This window comes from Desulfosporosinus fructosivorans (assembly GCF_004766045.1).
Classification (GTDB): Bacteria; Bacillota; Desulfitobacteriia; order Desulfitobacteriales; family Desulfitobacteriaceae; genus Desulfosporosinus; species Desulfosporosinus fructosivorans.
Window position 1 is genome coordinate 1 of the sequence record NZ_SPQQ01000021.1, and the last position, 15,217, is coordinate 15,217.

The 15,217-nt window shown below is 42.0% G+C and carries 15 protein-coding genes and 1 pseudogene; 9 read left to right on the plus strand and 7 right to left on the minus strand.

Annotated elements, in window-relative coordinates; all coding sequences use genetic code 11:
* Positions 1-216, plus strand: a 216-nt coding sequence (locus tag E4K67_RS30905) for a hypothetical protein (RefSeq protein WP_243454662.1), incomplete at its 5' end; no start/stop codon positions are given.
* 41 nt (positions 217-257) lie between these two features.
* On the opposite strand, the pseudogene E4K67_RS30915 reads toward E4K67_RS30905, so the two are convergent.
* Together E4K67_RS30915 and E4K67_RS27300 are read right to left on the minus strand one after the other, a co-directional pair.
* Positions 258-718 (minus strand): annotated as a pseudogene (locus E4K67_RS30915) (DUF3102 domain-containing protein); the annotation flags it as partial.
* A gap of 360 nt (positions 719-1,078) precedes the next feature.
* Complete coding sequence (locus tag E4K67_RS27300; protein WP_135552577.1) at positions 1,079-1,471, minus strand: hypothetical protein; 393 nt, start codon at positions 1,469-1,471, stop codon at positions 1,079-1,081.
* A gap of 196 nt (positions 1,472-1,667) precedes the next feature.
* On the opposite strand from E4K67_RS27300, the gene E4K67_RS29980 reads away from it, so the two are divergent.
* Entirely contained in the window at positions 1,668-1,826 is a 159-nt protein-coding gene (locus E4K67_RS29980; protein ID WP_158408594.1) for a hypothetical protein, read from the plus strand.
* A 789-nt stretch (positions 1,827-2,615) separates the two neighbouring features.
* Here the strand turns inward: E4K67_RS29980 and E4K67_RS30920 are convergent.
* The 3 genes from E4K67_RS30920 to E4K67_RS27315 are packed head-to-tail and all read right to left on the minus strand — an operon-like array spanning position 2,616 to position 4,480.
* Positions 2,616-3,086 carry a hypothetical protein gene (locus E4K67_RS30920; protein WP_243454656.1) on the minus strand — a complete coding sequence of 157 codons (471 nt, stop codon included), beginning with the start codon at positions 3,084-3,086 and terminating at the stop codon, positions 2,616-2,618.
* A 4-nt stretch (positions 3,087-3,090) separates the two neighbouring features.
* Complete coding sequence (locus E4K67_RS30925; protein WP_243454657.1) at positions 3,091-3,882, minus strand: hypothetical protein; 792 nt, start codon at positions 3,880-3,882, stop codon at positions 3,091-3,093.
* 43 nt (positions 3,883-3,925) lie between these two features.
* Positions 3,926-4,480 carry a CBO0543 family protein gene (locus E4K67_RS27315; protein ID WP_135552581.1) on the minus strand — a complete coding sequence of 185 codons (555 nt, stop codon included), beginning with the start codon at positions 4,478-4,480 and terminating at the stop codon, positions 3,926-3,928.
* A 498-nt stretch (positions 4,481-4,978) separates the two neighbouring features.
* Here E4K67_RS27315 and E4K67_RS27320 point away from each other — a divergent pair, with 498 nt between their 5' ends.
* The 5 genes from E4K67_RS27320 (at position 4,979) to E4K67_RS27340 (ending at position 11,120) form a co-directional block, all read left to right on the plus strand.
* Positions 4,979-6,160: a C40 family peptidase gene (locus tag E4K67_RS27320; RefSeq protein ID WP_135552582.1), complete on the plus strand. Its 1,182-nt coding sequence runs from the start codon at positions 4,979-4,981 to the stop codon at positions 6,158-6,160.
* Between the two features lie 459 nt (positions 6,161-6,619).
* Entirely contained in the window at positions 6,620-7,684 is a 1,065-nt protein-coding gene (gene buk, locus E4K67_RS27325; protein WP_135552584.1) for a butyrate kinase, read from the plus strand.
* Positions 7,685-7,723: 39 nt separating this feature from the next.
* Positions 7,724-8,632 carry a bifunctional enoyl-CoA hydratase/phosphate acetyltransferase gene (locus E4K67_RS27330; RefSeq protein ID WP_135552586.1) on the plus strand — a complete coding sequence of 303 codons (909 nt, stop codon included), beginning with the start codon at positions 7,724-7,726 and terminating at the stop codon, positions 8,630-8,632.
* A gap of 176 nt (positions 8,633-8,808) precedes the next feature.
* A complete protein-coding gene (iorA, locus tag E4K67_RS27335; RefSeq protein WP_135552588.1) occupies positions 8,809-10,539 on the plus strand; it encodes an indolepyruvate ferredoxin oxidoreductase subunit alpha in 1,731 nt (576 codons plus the stop codon).
* Positions 10,539-11,120: an indolepyruvate oxidoreductase subunit beta gene (locus E4K67_RS27340; RefSeq protein ID WP_135552590.1), complete on the plus strand. Its 582-nt coding sequence runs from the start codon at positions 10,539-10,541 to the stop codon at positions 11,118-11,120. The genes iorA and E4K67_RS27340 overlap by 1 nt, the downstream gene beginning before the upstream one ends.
* A 117-nt stretch (positions 11,121-11,237) precedes the next feature.
* Here E4K67_RS27340 and E4K67_RS30930 read toward each other — a convergent pair whose 3' ends face one another.
* Together E4K67_RS30930 and E4K67_RS27350 are read right to left on the minus strand one after the other, a co-directional pair.
* Positions 11,238-11,417 (minus strand): type II toxin-antitoxin system antitoxin, encoded by a 180-nt coding sequence (locus E4K67_RS30930; RefSeq protein ID WP_243454658.1) that lies wholly within the window; start codon positions 11,415-11,417, stop codon positions 11,238-11,240.
* A gap of 55 nt (positions 11,418-11,472) precedes the next feature.
* Positions 11,473-12,312: an SPFH domain-containing protein gene (locus E4K67_RS27350; protein ID WP_135552592.1), complete on the minus strand. Its 840-nt coding sequence runs from the start codon at positions 12,310-12,312 to the stop codon at positions 11,473-11,475.
* Between the two features lie 210 nt (positions 12,313-12,522).
* Between E4K67_RS27350 and E4K67_RS27355 the strand changes: the two genes are divergently transcribed.
* Together E4K67_RS27355 and E4K67_RS27360 are read left to right on the plus strand one after the other, a co-directional pair.
* On the plus strand, positions 12,523-13,392 hold the full coding sequence (locus E4K67_RS27355) for an SDR family oxidoreductase (RefSeq protein WP_135552594.1): 870 nt from the start codon (positions 12,523-12,525) through the stop codon (positions 13,390-13,392).
* Between the two features lie 585 nt (positions 13,393-13,977).
* Positions 13,978-14,961, plus strand: coding sequence for a 4Fe-4S binding protein (locus E4K67_RS27360; protein ID WP_135552596.1), 984 nt, complete (start codon positions 13,978-13,980; stop codon positions 14,959-14,961).
* The last annotated feature ends 256 nt before the right edge of the window (positions 14,962-15,217 follow it).

The following is a 15,217-nucleotide window of genomic DNA, read 5'->3' on the forward strand; positions in this document are numbered from 1 at the left end:
TCCAGGGCCGATGATACTTGGGGCGCAAGCCCCTGGGAAAGTAGGTCATCGCCAGGTAAACAAGCAAAAAGCTATCTCTTAGGAGATAGCTTTTTTGTGTTGAGTTATACTAATATGGGGCCGGGGTTCCACCCGTTCATCCACATTGCTGGAGCTTGCGTTATGAGTCGCAGTGTGGGGAAGGCTTGTCCGCCTTTCGACCTCCAGGGCCGATGATATTTGGGGCGCAAGCCCCTGGGAAAGTAGGATCCACACTGCTGGAGTGTCTGCCGCAGCTCCCGCTTGCTCATGTTCCCAACATCATTGGCCGCTATAAATTGATCCCGGTCCTCTACCGGAATCCCAAAAAGGATGAGCCCTTGGGTGTAGTTCAAATGGTGCACCGGTGCACCATTTGGGCCCTCTTCCTCGTCAGGGGTGGAGAGTATAGGGGTTCAAATGGTGCATCGATGCACCATTTGGGCTCTCTCTCGTCAGGGGAGGAGAGTATAGACCCGTACTCCCGGAAGGTTTTCATCAGTCTGCTGGCCGTGCTCCGGGTGTAACTCACGGATTCAGTCAGCCAATTGAGCCACTCCCCATGGGGTACCAGCTCTTTGGCTTCCGTCAGACGCCTTCCGATCTCCACGGCATTGGGAAGCAGCATTTTGCCGCTTTCTTCTTTGATAACGTTCTCGGACGCAATTTGCTCAGGCGTCCTGTTGGAAATCATCCTCATACCGGCTGCCCATCCTTTTTTCGGAATGTCTTTTCAGATACTCTTATAGGATATGCCGGGCCCCGGACAAGTGTGAGGGTTATTCACCCATAAAAGAATGCGGTTTGGACAAAGATGCTTCCCAACTGTAAACCATAGTACTAGCAAATCCAGACTATATACTCCCCCTTGATCCATCGGCCTCTGGATCAAGGGGAAGGGAAAAAGAGATGGCTATCGTTGATAAGCCGTAAGGAGCATCTCATTTATGTTAGAGGTGGTCCTTATCCTTCGTTTTATCAGTAAAGGAAGGTGGCAAACGAAACGTCCCCTTGCCACCCTTGCCAACTCAGTCGCAGTGTAGCGAAAGGCTCGTCAGCCTTAGTACATTGTTGGATTTAAAGTTTGGTCGACATTGGTGTCAGGATGGATGGACCGATTGAGATCATAATTGGTATCTTGTAATTCCACCCCTTTTTGGTATTGGTTAAGAGCTGTTAATGTGTTTCTGTACTCATCATTCATACCAAGTCCCTTTTGGATTTGTGCCAGCATTTCTATGAACTCTGAGCATGTACTCGAGTAGTATCTGTCACCCGTTCCCAAATCATCATAGACACTTATCATATCTAAGATTAAAGGAATCCTTTGTTTCACATTAGAATAATCATTGGTCTCCTCGGCTCTCTTCACATCAGCTCTGAAATAACTGGCGATTATTTTGGTTTTTTGTTCAAGGGTCTCAATGTATTCAGTTTGAGAGATATCCGACAATTAAAACACCATCCTTAATATATGTCCTTATTTGACCTTTCCATTATAATTTGGTATGCGTGAGTAGTAACATCTTTCCCACTATGTAAGATCTATACTGTTGTTTGACTACTATCGCGAACTTAGTTGAATCGTCATATTTTTACCAAAATCTGCACAAACTATGTAAGTAGCTTATTATGAAGGAGATTATGCCATGGAAAACGACGACCTAAACGTGCAAAAAGAGAGCCCTGTGGATTATCAAACAATGTTTCCAGGATACGAGAAACATGTTTACAAAAGTGCTTTCGCTAATGAACTATCTCCTCCAGATAAACTACCAGGTGCACCATGTCACAGTCCTTTAGAGTGACTTTGTGCACCTGGATTATCACAGCTTATAGCATTAAAGAGACTACATGACAGATGTAGTCTCTTTAATATATTTCATAGGGTTTAAGTTTCGTAAGTCTGAGGCATATCATTTTGAGTTGGTTATTCTTTTTTCGAGGTATTCGTGGTAGACATATATTAGAGTAAAAGCTAGTATATATACGATTGGAGACCAAGGGATTATTTTCCATTTTGGATAAAGCGAAATTTTATAGGGCACTACAATGAATATCTCAAAGAGTGTAAGAGCAAGAGAATAAAAGGCGATATAGGCCATGACAGCATATCTTGATCTAGGTGCAAATTTCAAAAACGTAATTGCAAGACTTGGAAATACTAATAGACATGACCAGAAGCTATACCACCCTCTGTATTCTACACTTACAATGTAGTATAACGAAAACTGTTTGCAAAGAAGCATATCACTGCCCATTGAAAGTGCGATAACCATTACTATGATTAAACCATCAATAAATGTTAGCTTATGCCTGGAGACCGCCACTACTGCCATAACCATAGATACAGTTACCATAGTCCAGTACGGAACGTAAAACAATTCATCACCCCGGTATTTACGCAATTTTATAACAATCGATTATATAAGCGAGTGTTCCACTTTTATTTGTTTTGGTGGAATAGTACACTTCTTTCCGCGAAGCATTATTTTTTGGAGACGACACCCTCAACTGGAGACTATAGTCACTGAAGTCTCACTGTGCTGCTTTAGCTGGACGTGTACACTATCACACTCTGTTAATCTATATCGGAATTAGTCATTGGATTCTAGATCTAATTTTCTTACACCTAGAGCGTGGTGCTCCCAAAGTAAGTCTTTAACCATCTCCACTTGGGTTTCTTTACACTCAATTATTAAGACAACCTCCGAGGCCTTTGAATTCTTTTGTCTATAACAATTGTATTTCTTAGTGATACTCAACTTAATAATTAAACCTAAACTAAATCCAACCACAATACCGATGATTCCCCATAAAATTGGCCCCCATCGTAGTAAAAAGCCATAAATGCTTGCAAAGAGACAAAATAGAGCAGCTAGAATAATAGGCAAATCCAATAAACTCAAACCGTCCGAAGAATGAATAGAATCAAAGAGTTTTAGGTCTTCTCCTCTTTTATCCATCGCCACACCTAGGATTTTATCTTTGGGGATTCCTTTCATTTGCATTGCAGTAATAGCTAATTCTAGATAATTCGAATGGTCAAATGTTGAGACAATATACATGTGTTTACTCGCTTTCGTCCGCTTTAAACGGCATTTTAAAGTATCTATTCTGATAATTCTTATTAAGAAATTTGTTTTGTTCCCAATCAAACAATTTATTATTTGATACACAATTTATATAGGCGTCATAAATTGCAAAGAAGTAGACACTAGGAATATTTAAGAACCATTGTGGATTAAGAATAGATTTAGCGTAGTCAATCTGTCCTAATAACGTGTAATGGATAGCGGGAAGTATAGCGGCTTGCTGGGCAATCGCGATAGTAGCTATTATGATAAACAAAGCACCTGGAATCCGATGAATTAAGAGTTGTCCGAGTCCTGGCATCATTGCTGACCAGAGGGCTGCTGTCCATGGTGTTCTCTTATCTAAATAATTAAATTCAAGCTGGCCTATGTTGAACATATTAAATTCAGCATCTTCTCTGACCGCTAAAATGTATTGATGATTAATGTCAACTGTAGTTCGATAGGCATCCCAAACGCTAAAAATATAAGTCGGAATATAGAGTAGTACCCAATTAATATCAAGAATGTCTTTCGCCATTTCGAATCTGCCAGTAAAGGAATATAGAATTGCTAGGTTAATATGTGCCTTCACATTAATAAAAATTTCCCAAATAAATAGGAAATATCCCCTTATGTATTTTGATAGCAATAAGTGACCTAAGCCTGGAAAGGTAAGGGACCACCCAGCAATAATGTAGGGGTTTCTTAAATGAAGTTGTGTAGTACCATATAAACCAATATAGGCAATGTAACGTCGTACGGAAGAATATAATTCTGGACGGTCCAATTAATAGCCTCCTCAAATGATTATATTAATAGTATGTCCCTATTTATAAAGCTTCTTCCTGGCGTGATAACATTTTGTTTGTTACAAGCTTACTAAGAATAGATATCAGTATGTAAATTGGAAATGAATAAATGAACTGCCAAGAAATTAATTGGTACTGTTTTATGTACACTGCTAGGGGTTCAACAACAAAAGCTAAAGCTAGGGCTACGATTGTACTAGCAATCAAGAATTGCTTCCATGCTTGGTAACGCTGATAGATTAGCATGTAAAGAATAGGTAATAGGATAAAATCTACAGGAAAAAGCAAAGGCGTTTGGGGGAGTATTCTTATCGTGTAGTTCCAAAGAAGTGATTCAGACCCTAATACATCAAGAAAGCTCGCTGAGACATTTATCAAGAGCCCAAATACCGATATTTCGAGTATTCTTTGTTTATCTACAAGTTTCCACCATACAAATAACGGTATGACTACGCAAGCTATCCCAATCCACCATTGCCAAGTGAACACCTCATACTTGAGCCAGTGTTCTATTGATAACTGCTTATAAACCTGCTTTGTTTGAATTATTTGCTCAGTAATTGTTGAATTGTTCATAGATCACCCTCCAAATAGTACTAAACTATATCTGTCTTAATGTAGCTCTAGTCTTCTTACACCAAGTGCATTATGCTCCCAGAGTAAGTCTTTTATCAACTCGCACTGGCTTTCTGGGCACTTAATGATTAAGACACACTCCATGAAATCAAGCTGTTTGTCCCTATTATCGTTTCTTTGAGTGGTGATCAACTTCATAATTAGACCTAATCTACAACCAATAAGCATACCGATAATTCCCCATAAGACTGGACCCTATGAAAGCAAAAAGCCGCAAATGCTACCAAAGAGACAACAAAGAGTTACGTGTATAATGGGTATCGACATTAGGCTAAGTAACGCCTTACAGATGAATTATCCAGGATGCTACACTTAATACCCTCCTAGAATTCTTTTATTTAGCATGCCCTTTTTTATATAAAATCCAATGAGTAGGGGAGGAGTTTCGACATTAGTGGCGAATCCTACTATAAAAGAGTAAGTTGAGGGGTTAAATGAATGAAAAAGATACGTTTTCTACATAAGGCAAGCTTAGTAACCATCATGGGCATCATTCTTTTAGCAGCTTCAGTGATCCCAGCACGTGCGGATACTTTACAGCAACAGCTGAATCAATCTAAGGAACAAGCAAATCAGTTAAATAGTTCCTTAAAGGCTCAGAAAGATAAAGTCGCGGGTGTAACGACACAGGTAATGGCATTAAAGCAATCTGTTTTAGCTTTAAATAATAGTATGGCGCGGGAACAAGCATTACTAACAGCGGAACAACGTAACCTTAAGGGATTGGAAGAAGAGCAAAAAAAACTTGAGGCTAAGCGTCAGGAACATATAAAACAGTTAGGTAATGTCTTAAAGAGTAACTACGAAGATGGTATGACAACGTATTTTGAGGTGTTGTTTGAAGCCACTAGTTTATCTGATTTCATTGAACGCGCGGATAAAATCCAGATGGTCGTCGGGAGCTTTAGTAAGCTCCAAAAGGATATTGTAAAGTTAAACGAAACTATGGACAATCAAAAAGGAATCATAGTGCAAAAGCAGACTTTAATTCAAGCTTCGATAGAGAATAAAGCACAAACACAGCAAACCGTGCAAGAAACGCTGGACAAGCAACAAGCAATCCTTGCTCAATTAAGTACAGATGAGAAATCATTACTTAATTCTTCTCTGGCAGCTCAAACAAAGGTTGGTCGGATACAACAATTGATTGAACACGAAGCAATCGAAGCTGCTAACGCCGCTAAAGACCCCAGTTCTCGTGGGACGAGTAATGGTGGTGGAGGAGTTGCTGGAACTGTTAAAGTTTCAGGTGGAGCCCAACAAATTCTTAATTTTGGGGCTAAGTTTATTGGGACACCATATGTCTGGGGAGGCACAACCCCTTCGCCCGGATTTGATTGTTCAGGATTCACGCAATATGTGTATAGTAAAAATGGCATATCGTTGAGTCGAACATCGGAGCAGCAGTTTAACAATGGAGTTTCCGTTTCACGATCAGAATTAAGTCCGGGGGATTTAGTGTTCTTTCATACGTACTCTTCAGGTGCTTCCCATGTTGGAATCTATACAGGAAATAACACAATGATTAATTCGTCTAATGGTGGTGTGTCTTATGACGACATGTCAAATTCCTATTGGGCACCACGATATCTGGGTGCTCGTCGTGTCGTGGCGAAATAACAGGACCTTTTAGCTGAGACTCCCACTTCTATAAGTGGGAGTGTACCCCGTACTCCGCTTCGCTGGGGAGAGCGTACTCCTTCGCCGCGAAGTGTTCTTAATAAGATAGAGCAGTTCGGCGAACCCATGCACAGGAAGCTTTCATTACTGAACTCGATGTTCAACTTTAGTTAAGCGAGTTCACTCCGGTTAGTACTAAGATAAGAAGGCGTTCTCTCAATCGAGAAACGCCTTCTTAATCAATCTAACGGATGAGGCATTTTTACTTCTATTTTAGTGGGCCCAAAATTGGATAAAACAATTTGATTATAGATAATATATGAATAGAATATCCAATATTCGGTAAGTGTCTATGTGAACACTGTCCTTGCTTGCGTTCTGTGGTATAATCAAATAATCAATTTTGTAATAGCTCTACATTGTGATTTTGAGCGAGTTTCAGAATAAGGAGGACGGGTTTTGAAAGTACTTGCCATTAATCCGGGATCAACGTCAACGAAAATCGCGGCCTATGCGAATGAAACTTGCCTTTGGAATCAAGGAATTGAGCACTCAGCTAGTGAGATCAACGCTTTTGCCTGTGTAGGAGATCAATATAAATATCGAATAGCGTCAGTCTTAAAATTGCTTGAAGAAAAAGGGACGCCATTAGAGTGTTTCGATGGGATAGTTGGACGGGGTGGCTTACTTAACCCCTTAGTGGGAGGCACCTACTTGGTGGATGACGATCTTGTCCGCGCTTTGCATAATGCCCCTGGCGGCGAACATGCTTCCAACTTAGGTGGAATTATTGCGTATCACTTAGGGCGGAGTATCAATGTCCCTGTTTATATCGTGGATCCAGTCTCAGTGGACGAAATGGAACCAGTAGCACGACTTTCTGGGCTGCCAGAATTGCCTCGTATGAGCCAGTCTCATGCATTAAATATGAAGGCAGTTGCCCGAAAAGTAGCCCTTGAGAGGGGGACAACCTACCAGGATCTAAACTTGATTATCGCTCACTTGGGTGGAGGGATTTCTGTAGCCCCGCACTGTAAAGGAAAAATGATTGATGTGAATAACGCCAATAATGAGGGCCCTTATTCCCTAGAACGGTGTGGCACGTTGCCAGCTTATCACCTCGTTAAACTCTGCTTTTCCGGAAAATATACTGAGAAAGAGGTAGTCACCAAACTTCATAAAGAAGGGGGTCTATTCGCTTACCTTGGGATAAAAGATGGGCGGATTGCTGAAAAAAGGATGAACGAGGGAGATCTTTTTGCTAAGCTTATTTTAGAAGGGCTCTGCTATCAAGTTGCTAAGGAAATCGGCGCAATGGCCACAGTGCTAGCGGGAGAAGTAGACCACATCGTTTTAACCGGGGGACTCGCTCATTCTGAATATATAACCCAAGAAATCGCTCGACGCGTATCGTTTATTGCCCCTGTTCGGGTGATTCCTGGAGAGTCAGAAATGGAAGCACTAGCACTGGGAGCCTTAAGAGTCCTCAATGGGCAAGAGAATGCGTTAACCTATGAAGTATAGCAGGGGCTGGTAGCCATCGGAAAAATGGAGTGTAAATAAATGCGATTTATCGGATTTGAATCTTTACTCGACAGGGCGAAGAGCATGGGTCGGGCAAAGGTTGCCGTAGCGGCAGCAGCAGATAAAGAAGTATTGGAAGCGATCAAGTTAGCAGAAAAAGAAGGCCTGATCACCCCAATACTCGTCGGTGATGTATCAGAAATCGAGCGCTTAGCTAAAGAAATAGGGTTCGACTTAAATGGAGCGCAGCTTGTCCATGAAGCTAGCCCCGAAGCAGTGGCGCATAAGGCAGTAGATGTCGTTGTCGATGGACAGGCGCATTTCTTAATGAAGGGACTTATTAACAGTGCGGATTTTTTACGGGCAGTATTACGACCTGATCGGGGATTGAGAACGGGACGGTTACTCAGTCACCTATCTGCATTTCAAGTGCCTGGATTTCCCCATATGCTATACGTGACTGACGGGGGAATGAATATTGCTCCGAATTTGGCGCAGAAGAAGGAAATTTTAGAGAATAGCTTGTTATATTTGAACGGAATTGGGATGGATTCAGTCAATACGATTGTGTTAACGGCGAATGAAGTAGCGAATCCCAAAATGCCGGCGACAATGGATGCCCAGGCCTTGGCACAGATGAGTCAGGCTGGAGGATTTCCAGGGGCGATTGTGGAAGGTCCGATGGCTCTCGATGGAGCAGTGAGCGCTGCTGCTTTGAAACACAAGGGGATTTCTAGTCAGATTAATGGAGATGTTGATCTGTTTTTAGTATCTAGCATTGAAGTCGGGAATGTTTTAGGAAAATCTCTGGTTTACTTTGCAGGGGCGACAATGGCAGGAATTGTGCTGGGGGCGAAGGTGCCAATTGTCTTGACGTCGCGTAATGATACCCCAAGGAGTAAGTTCATGGCGTTGACAATGGCTGCGCTTAATCGAACAATATTATAAGTTAGAAACTAGTGTTTTTTTGACATAAGTGAAATATAGCTAAATGAAGGACAAACTGCACAATAAAGAACCTACTAGGCTCTTACATTTTTCTATTTTCTGAGTTAAAATGCTTACATGGGCTAAGTTTAGGAAAACTTTGCTCATTTCCACTAAGAGGGGAGACTTAAAAAGGCATGAATACATTAATGACAGGCAATGAGGCAATTGCTCGAGGTGTCTACGAATATGGTGTCAGCGTTGCTGCAGCCTATCCTGGCACACCAAGCACGGAAATCCTCGAAAATATTGTAAAATACCCAGAAGTTTATTGTCAGTGGTCTCCTAATGAAAAGGTAGCAATGGAAGTAGGCATTGGCGCAGCTATTGCCGGTGCTCGAAGCATTGTTACAATGAAAATGGTAGGTGTTAATGTTGCAGCTGATCCGCTTTTCACTGTAGCTTACACCGGAATCCGTGCTGGCTTAGTCTTGGTGTCAGCTGATGATCCTGGAATGCACTCCTCACAAAATGAGCAAGACAATAGACTATATGCGGCATTTGCCAAGATACCTATGTTAGAACCCTCGAACTCTCAGGAGGCTAAAGACATGGTTGGCTTGGCTATGGAAATTTCAGAAACCTTTGATACCCCAGTTATGTTACGGATTACGACTCGTATAGCTCACTCCCTAAGTTTAGTGGAGCTAAATGATCCAATTGAACGACTTGTTAAGACTTATGAACGAAACCCACGTAAATACGTCATGCTTCCAGGAAATGGGCGCGCCCGGCGTTTAGTGGTGGAAGAAAGAATGCATAAACTAGCTGACTATACAGAAACGGTGGCAGTCAATAATATGGAGCTGAAAGACCAGTCCATTGGCATCATCACCTCAGGAATTTCCTATCAATATGTCAAAGAAGCTCTTCCTACTGCCTCCGTTCTCAAATTAGGATTAACCAATCCCTTACCGTCAGGCTTAATCAAAGAGTTCGCTGCAAAAGTAGATAAGCTTTATGTTGTTGAGGAATTAGAACCTTATATGGAAAAGGAAGTCCGTCTCTTAGGAATTAATGTCATAGGGAAAGAACTCTTTCCTCCTTACGGAGAACTCTCCGTTCGTATGGTATCGGAAAAGATCAGTGGCCAACCCGTAATAACGGTAGCCCCAGTCTTTGACGCTCCGATTCGTCCACCAGTCATGTGTCCTGGTTGCCCACATCGCGGAATATTTTACACCCTAAAACAACTCAAACTCGTTGTTTCGGGTGATATTGGCTGTTACACGCTAGGAGCAATGGCCCCACTCGAAGCAATGGATACTACTATCTGCATGGGAGCCTCAATATCCGCAGGCTTAGGAATGATTAAGGCCCATCCAGAAATGGCCGAAAATATGGTCGCTGTGATTGGCGACTCAACCTTTTTACATTCGGGTATTACAGGTCTCATGGATGTTGTTTATAATGGCGGAAATCTCACGACGCTCATCCTTGATAACTCCATTACAGGCATGACAGGGCACCAGCATAACCCGGCTTCAGGCAAGACTCTCATGGGTCAGGCAGCTCCTCAGGTCGACTTTGTTGCCTTGTGTAAGGCCTTGGGAGTAAAACGAATTACAGAGGTCGATCCTTTTGACCTAGCAAGAGTTAAAGAAATTATTAAGACCGAAGTCGCCGCTCCTGAACCCTCAGTGATCATTGCCCGGCGTCCTTGTGCTCTTATTATCAAAAATACTGAAAAACCTCTCCAAGTCCAAGACTGCACCGGTTGTAAAATGTGCTTAAAACTTGGTTGTCCAGCACTCTCCTTTGATGAAGTAAACAAAACAATCCAAGTAGATCAAGCCCTATGTACAGGGTGTGGACTATGCATTAATGTGTGTAAATTTAAGGCCTTGAGAAAGGCTGGTGACGCATAATGTCTAAAATAATTAATGTTTTACTCGTGGGAGTCGGTGGTCAAGGAACGATTTTGGCCTCCAAAATTTTAACCCATGTTGCGATAGCTCAGGGATACGAAGTCAAAATGTCAGAGATCCACGGTATGGCCCAACGGGGTGGATCAGTAGTAACTCAAGTTCGTATGGGAGAAAACGTTTACTCTCCGGTCATTGAAGCAGGAGAAGCAGACTTTATCGTTGCCTTCGAACAGTTAGAAGCTTATCGGTGGGCTCACTTCTTAAAAAAAGACGGCGTCTTGATCGTTAATACACAAAAGATTGTGCCCTTAACAGTACTCATCGGAGCTGCGACTTACCCAGAGAGTATCCTTGTCGACCTCAAAGAGCGAGTGGAGTGTTTTATCGGATTGGACGGATTGAAATTAGCTTCCGAAGCTGGTAACGCCAAGGCCACGAATGTTGTACTAATGGGAGTCCTCTCTAAATATATGGATTTCCCTGCGGATTCCTGGCAAAATGCCCTTGTGGCAAGAATCCCAGCTAAGATGCTTGAATTAAATAAGAAAGCTTTTGCTTATGGGGTTGCTATGGCGAAGTGAACTCGTTCAACAAAAACTTGGCAACTCTGAAGATTAGTTAGTATCATATGCAAATAAACAGAAAAGAAGCTGGAACACCGTTAGGTAAGCCAGCTTCTTTTCTATTTATTGAGCTTTTCATTTATCCGAATCCTCAGAGCTAACCTGGTCTTGTAAACGACCCGCTCGTCGGACTGCCTCCCGAAGCAGAAACTCAATGTGAGCATTAGCGCTGCGAAATTCATCGGCAGCCCAACGCTCCAGCGCGGTGTAAAGTTTGGGATCAAGCCGTAGGGGGAACTGTTTTTTGATTGCCATAATATCCACATCCAATTATTTAGCTGCAGTTTCTTGTAGATTAAATGAGGCTATTTTAATAAACTGTTCCTGTATTAATGACAGGTTGGACTGCGCGTTCAGAAACGATGGACACTAAGAGATTATTTATCATGGAGGCTTTGCGTTCTTCGTCAAGTTTAACGACACCATCGTTTTCTAGTCGTTCAATAGCCATTTGCACCATGCCCACAGCACCTTCTACGATAATCTGGCGAGCAGAGAGAATAGCGGAAGCTTGTTGACGCTGAAGCATTGCGCCTGCAATCTCGGTGGCATAGGCCAAATGAGTCAGACGGGCCTCGCTCACTTCGACACCTGCGAGCATGAGGCGTTGTTGCAGTTCTTGCATTAATTCTGAGGAAACTTCTTCAGGATTGCCTCGCAAGGAAAGCCCCTTTCCTTCAAAATTATCATACGCATATCGGGTAGCTACGTGTCGCAAAGCAGTTTCACTTTGTATTTCCACGAATTGTTCATATTTTTCAACATCAAACATTGCTTTTGCGGTATCTACTACTCGAAAGACGACAACAGTAGCAATCTCAACAGGATTGCCTTCGATATCATTGACTTTAAGGGTTTTGCTATTAAAATTTCGAACCCGCAATGAAACTCCTTTACGTATAGCAAAGGGAACACTTAACCATAGCCCAGGTTCGCGGAGTGAACCGATATAACTCCCGAAAAAGACCAGTGTGTAGGACTTGTTCGGTTGAACCACTAAAATGCCTGTTCCTAGAATAGTAGCAATGATTATAAGCGGAATTCCCACCAAGTTTTCCTGGATGAGTAATGCAATTCCACCAATCAAGAGGGCGAGCATAAGGATCAATGCCAGATAACCATTCACGGCCCATGCTTTCTTTTCAATCATTTTGAAGAATCCTCCTTTAGATTAATTTCTTTAGATTAAATTCGATTGCGGAACATCTAATTCAACCTAAGGGTGATATTGATATGATATCACTTTTATATCGGGATGTGAAGAGATGCAGAGAATAAACATGAGTATGAAATAGTAAAAATGGTCATTTTAATAAGTATGGAGCGTTTAAATGACTAATTAGGGAAGGGTGTGAAGCATATGTCCCAGGCGAAAATTCCTCAACCCACGTTTCCAGCCCAACACCAAGATCAACAACCAGGGCTGGAATCTATTATGAATCCCAAACCAGCTGCCGAAGATGCAGCATATTTGGGAAGTGCAAAGTTGAAAGGTAAAGTGGCAATCATTAGTGGGGGAGACAGTGGGATAGGTCGCGCAGTGGGGATTGCTTATGCAAAAGAAGGGGCCGATGTTGTAATAGCTTATTTGAACGAACATGGCGATGCGTTAGAGACGAAAGCGCGTATAGAACAATTGGGGTGCAGATGCTTAGTTTTAGCTGGAGATGTAGGTGATGAAGTCTTTTGTCAGGAAGTCATTAATCAGACGGTACAGACTTTTGGAAAAATAGATATCTTGGTAAACAATGCAGGAGAACAACACCCTCAAAATAGTTTGCTTGATGTGACGACTGCACAGCTTGAGAGAACCTTCCGTACGAACATTTTTAGTTACTTCTTTTTGAGCAAAGCTGCGTTACCCCATCTTAAGGTTGGGAGTGTTATTATCAATACCTCATCGATTACAGCGTATGAGGGGCACGATCAACTTATTGATTATTCGGCGACTAAAGGAGCGGTCGTTTCCTTTACTCGTTCACTGTCCGAATCTCTATGTAAGTCGGGTATTCGCGTCAACGGGGTTGCCCCCGGACCGATTTGGACGCCATTAATTCCTGCCTCATTTCAAGCAGACCAAGTTGCAACCTTTGGAAGTACAACGCCGATGAAACGAGCTGGACAACCTAAAGAGTTAGCGCCTGCTTATGTATTTTTGGCCTCCGAGGATTCTTCCTATATGTCAGGGCAAATGCTTCATATAAATGGGGGAATCATAGTGGGCGGATAGGTACTAATCAATTGATAGCAAATATTGTTCCTCAACTTGGAATAATGATCGTTATTGCCATGAATAATTATGTTAACTCCATTTCTTAGCATATAATTTAAAGAAAAATTGAACTGGTGCTGAAACTTGGTTTCAAAAAATTCTAGGATAGAAACTCAATTTGTGCAGTGTTTATAAGAAAGAGAAGCTCAGAAATAAATGACGCTCTCCTGGGAAAATAGGTTAAAACCTACCCCAGAAGAGCGCCATTGCTCTGTAACAATTTTAGAAATCGCCATTAATAAAGATAAAATGTTTTATGGGAATATTATCACATGGAATCTGAGATTTAGGCATGATATATTTAAAAGTAAGCTTTAAGGTGTTATTTGACTGAGATTGTGATTCACATCATAGTTCATTCGAAGACTATAACTTATAATGGACAAGATCAGTATAACTAAATTAATCCAATCGTTAGACTCCCACTTCTACAAGTGGGGGTTGGCATTGTGCTTCGCTTCGGTGGGGGTAGAGTCCCTACCGAAATCTCGATGTTCAATTTTAGTTGAACGAGTTAACTACAACGAGGAATGAGGGGTATCTATGTATTTGAAATTGAGAAAACATGTTTCTACGAGACATGTGATTCAAAGTTTGGTCGCAATGATAGTTGTTTATATCGGAATAACATTTGTTATCTTTATCAACCAGATTGCCAATAACTCAACGTCTATCCTAAATCGACCTGCTGGTGTCGAGGCCTTTTTGCCGATTAGCGCTTTGGTCGGATTAAAAGCGTGGATCACAACAGGTAGTTTTGACCCTGTTCATCCCGCTGGATTAGTGATTCTCCTGTTAGCGTTGACTCTATCGCTGTTACTCAAACGGACATTTTGCTCTTGGATCTGCCCAATCGGAACGTTGTCTGAAGGGCTCGCTAACCTTGGGAAACGAGTGTTTGGACGGAATTTTACAATACCTAACTGGCTGGATTATTTACTACGCTCCGTAAAGTACCTCATACTATTTTTTTTCGTCTTGGCCATCTTCTTCGGGATGAGCGGGCTGGATGCGGCTGCATTCGTGCAATCTCCTTATAATATGGTCGCAGATATCAAAATGCTGAAATTCATGCAACACTTAACGAGCGTTGGGACGATTGTTATAGGGATGATCGTAGTCTTTTCGATTCTTTATGAGAATTTTTGGTGTCGATATCTGTGTCCCTACGGTGGGCTATTGGGACTTTTAAGTGTTCTAAGTCCGTATAAGATCACACGAAATCGAGAATCTTGTATTCAATGTGGGAAATGTACTAAACGTTGTCCGAACCACATTCTTGTGGACCAAGCAAGTCGAGTATCGTCTCCAGAGTGCACGGGTTGCTTAAACTGCGTACAACAGTGTCCATCTAACGATACGTTGACGTTTAAGTCCCGGCTAGGACTGCCAGCCCTCGCAGTTAGTATTCTGGTTATATCGCTCCTGTTTATTGTCAGCGCAAAAATTACGGGTCATTGGGAAACGAACGTGACGGTGGAGATGTATAAGCAAATCCTACCTCTCGTCGATCAGATCGGACACTGAGGTTAGGGTTAGGGTTAGGATTTAAGATAAGATTGTCAGTCTAAGTGGAACCGGAATATGAAAAATTCCTGTTCCACTTTTTTATTGTACATAAGCAAGAATCACCGAACTATGTTGAAGTCAGAGAATTAAGTCTAATATCAAGTTAATAATGACTTATTGAAGTATAGGTAGTGGGGATAGAACTCAGAAGATCCCTTAGAAATGTTGAAATTCTGTAAGGGGTGCCTAATTCTAGGGGCATATAAGGTTAATC

Bases quoted from the DNA above. Each gene is read 5' to 3' on its own strand.
- E4K67_RS29980 (WP_158408594.1), top strand. From the start codon at position 1,668: ATGGAAAACGACGACCTAAACGTGCAAAAAGAGAGCCCTGTGGATTAT.
- E4K67_RS30920 (WP_243454656.1), bottom strand. From the start codon at position 3,086: ATGTATATTGTCTCAACATTTGACCATTCGAATTATCTAGAATTAGCT.
- E4K67_RS27315 (WP_135552581.1), bottom strand. From the start codon at position 4,480: ATGAACAATTCAACAATTACTGAGCAAATAATTCAAACAAAGCAGGTT.
- E4K67_RS27320 (WP_135552582.1), top strand. From the start codon at position 4,979: ATGAAAAAGATACGTTTTCTACATAAGGCAAGCTTAGTAACCATCATG.
- E4K67_RS27330 (WP_135552586.1), top strand. From the start codon at position 7,724: ATGCGATTTATCGGATTTGAATCTTTACTCGACAGGGCGAAGAGCATG.
- iorA (WP_135552588.1), top strand. From the start codon at position 8,809: ATGAATACATTAATGACAGGCAATGAGGCAATTGCTCGAGGTGTCTAC.
- E4K67_RS27340 (WP_135552590.1), top strand. From the start codon at position 10,539: ATGTCTAAAATAATTAATGTTTTACTCGTGGGAGTCGGTGGTCAAGGA.
- E4K67_RS30930 (WP_243454658.1), bottom strand. From the start codon at position 11,417: ATGGCAATCAAAAAACAGTTCCCCCTACGGCTTGATCCCAAACTTTAC.
- E4K67_RS27350 (WP_135552592.1), bottom strand. From the start codon at position 12,312: ATGATTGAAAAGAAAGCATGGGCCGTGAATGGTTATCTGGCATTGATC.
- E4K67_RS27355 (WP_135552594.1), top strand. From the start codon at position 12,523: ATGTCCCAGGCGAAAATTCCTCAACCCACGTTTCCAGCCCAACACCAA.
- E4K67_RS27360 (WP_135552596.1), top strand. From the start codon at position 13,978: ATGTATTTGAAATTGAGAAAACATGTTTCTACGAGACATGTGATTCAA.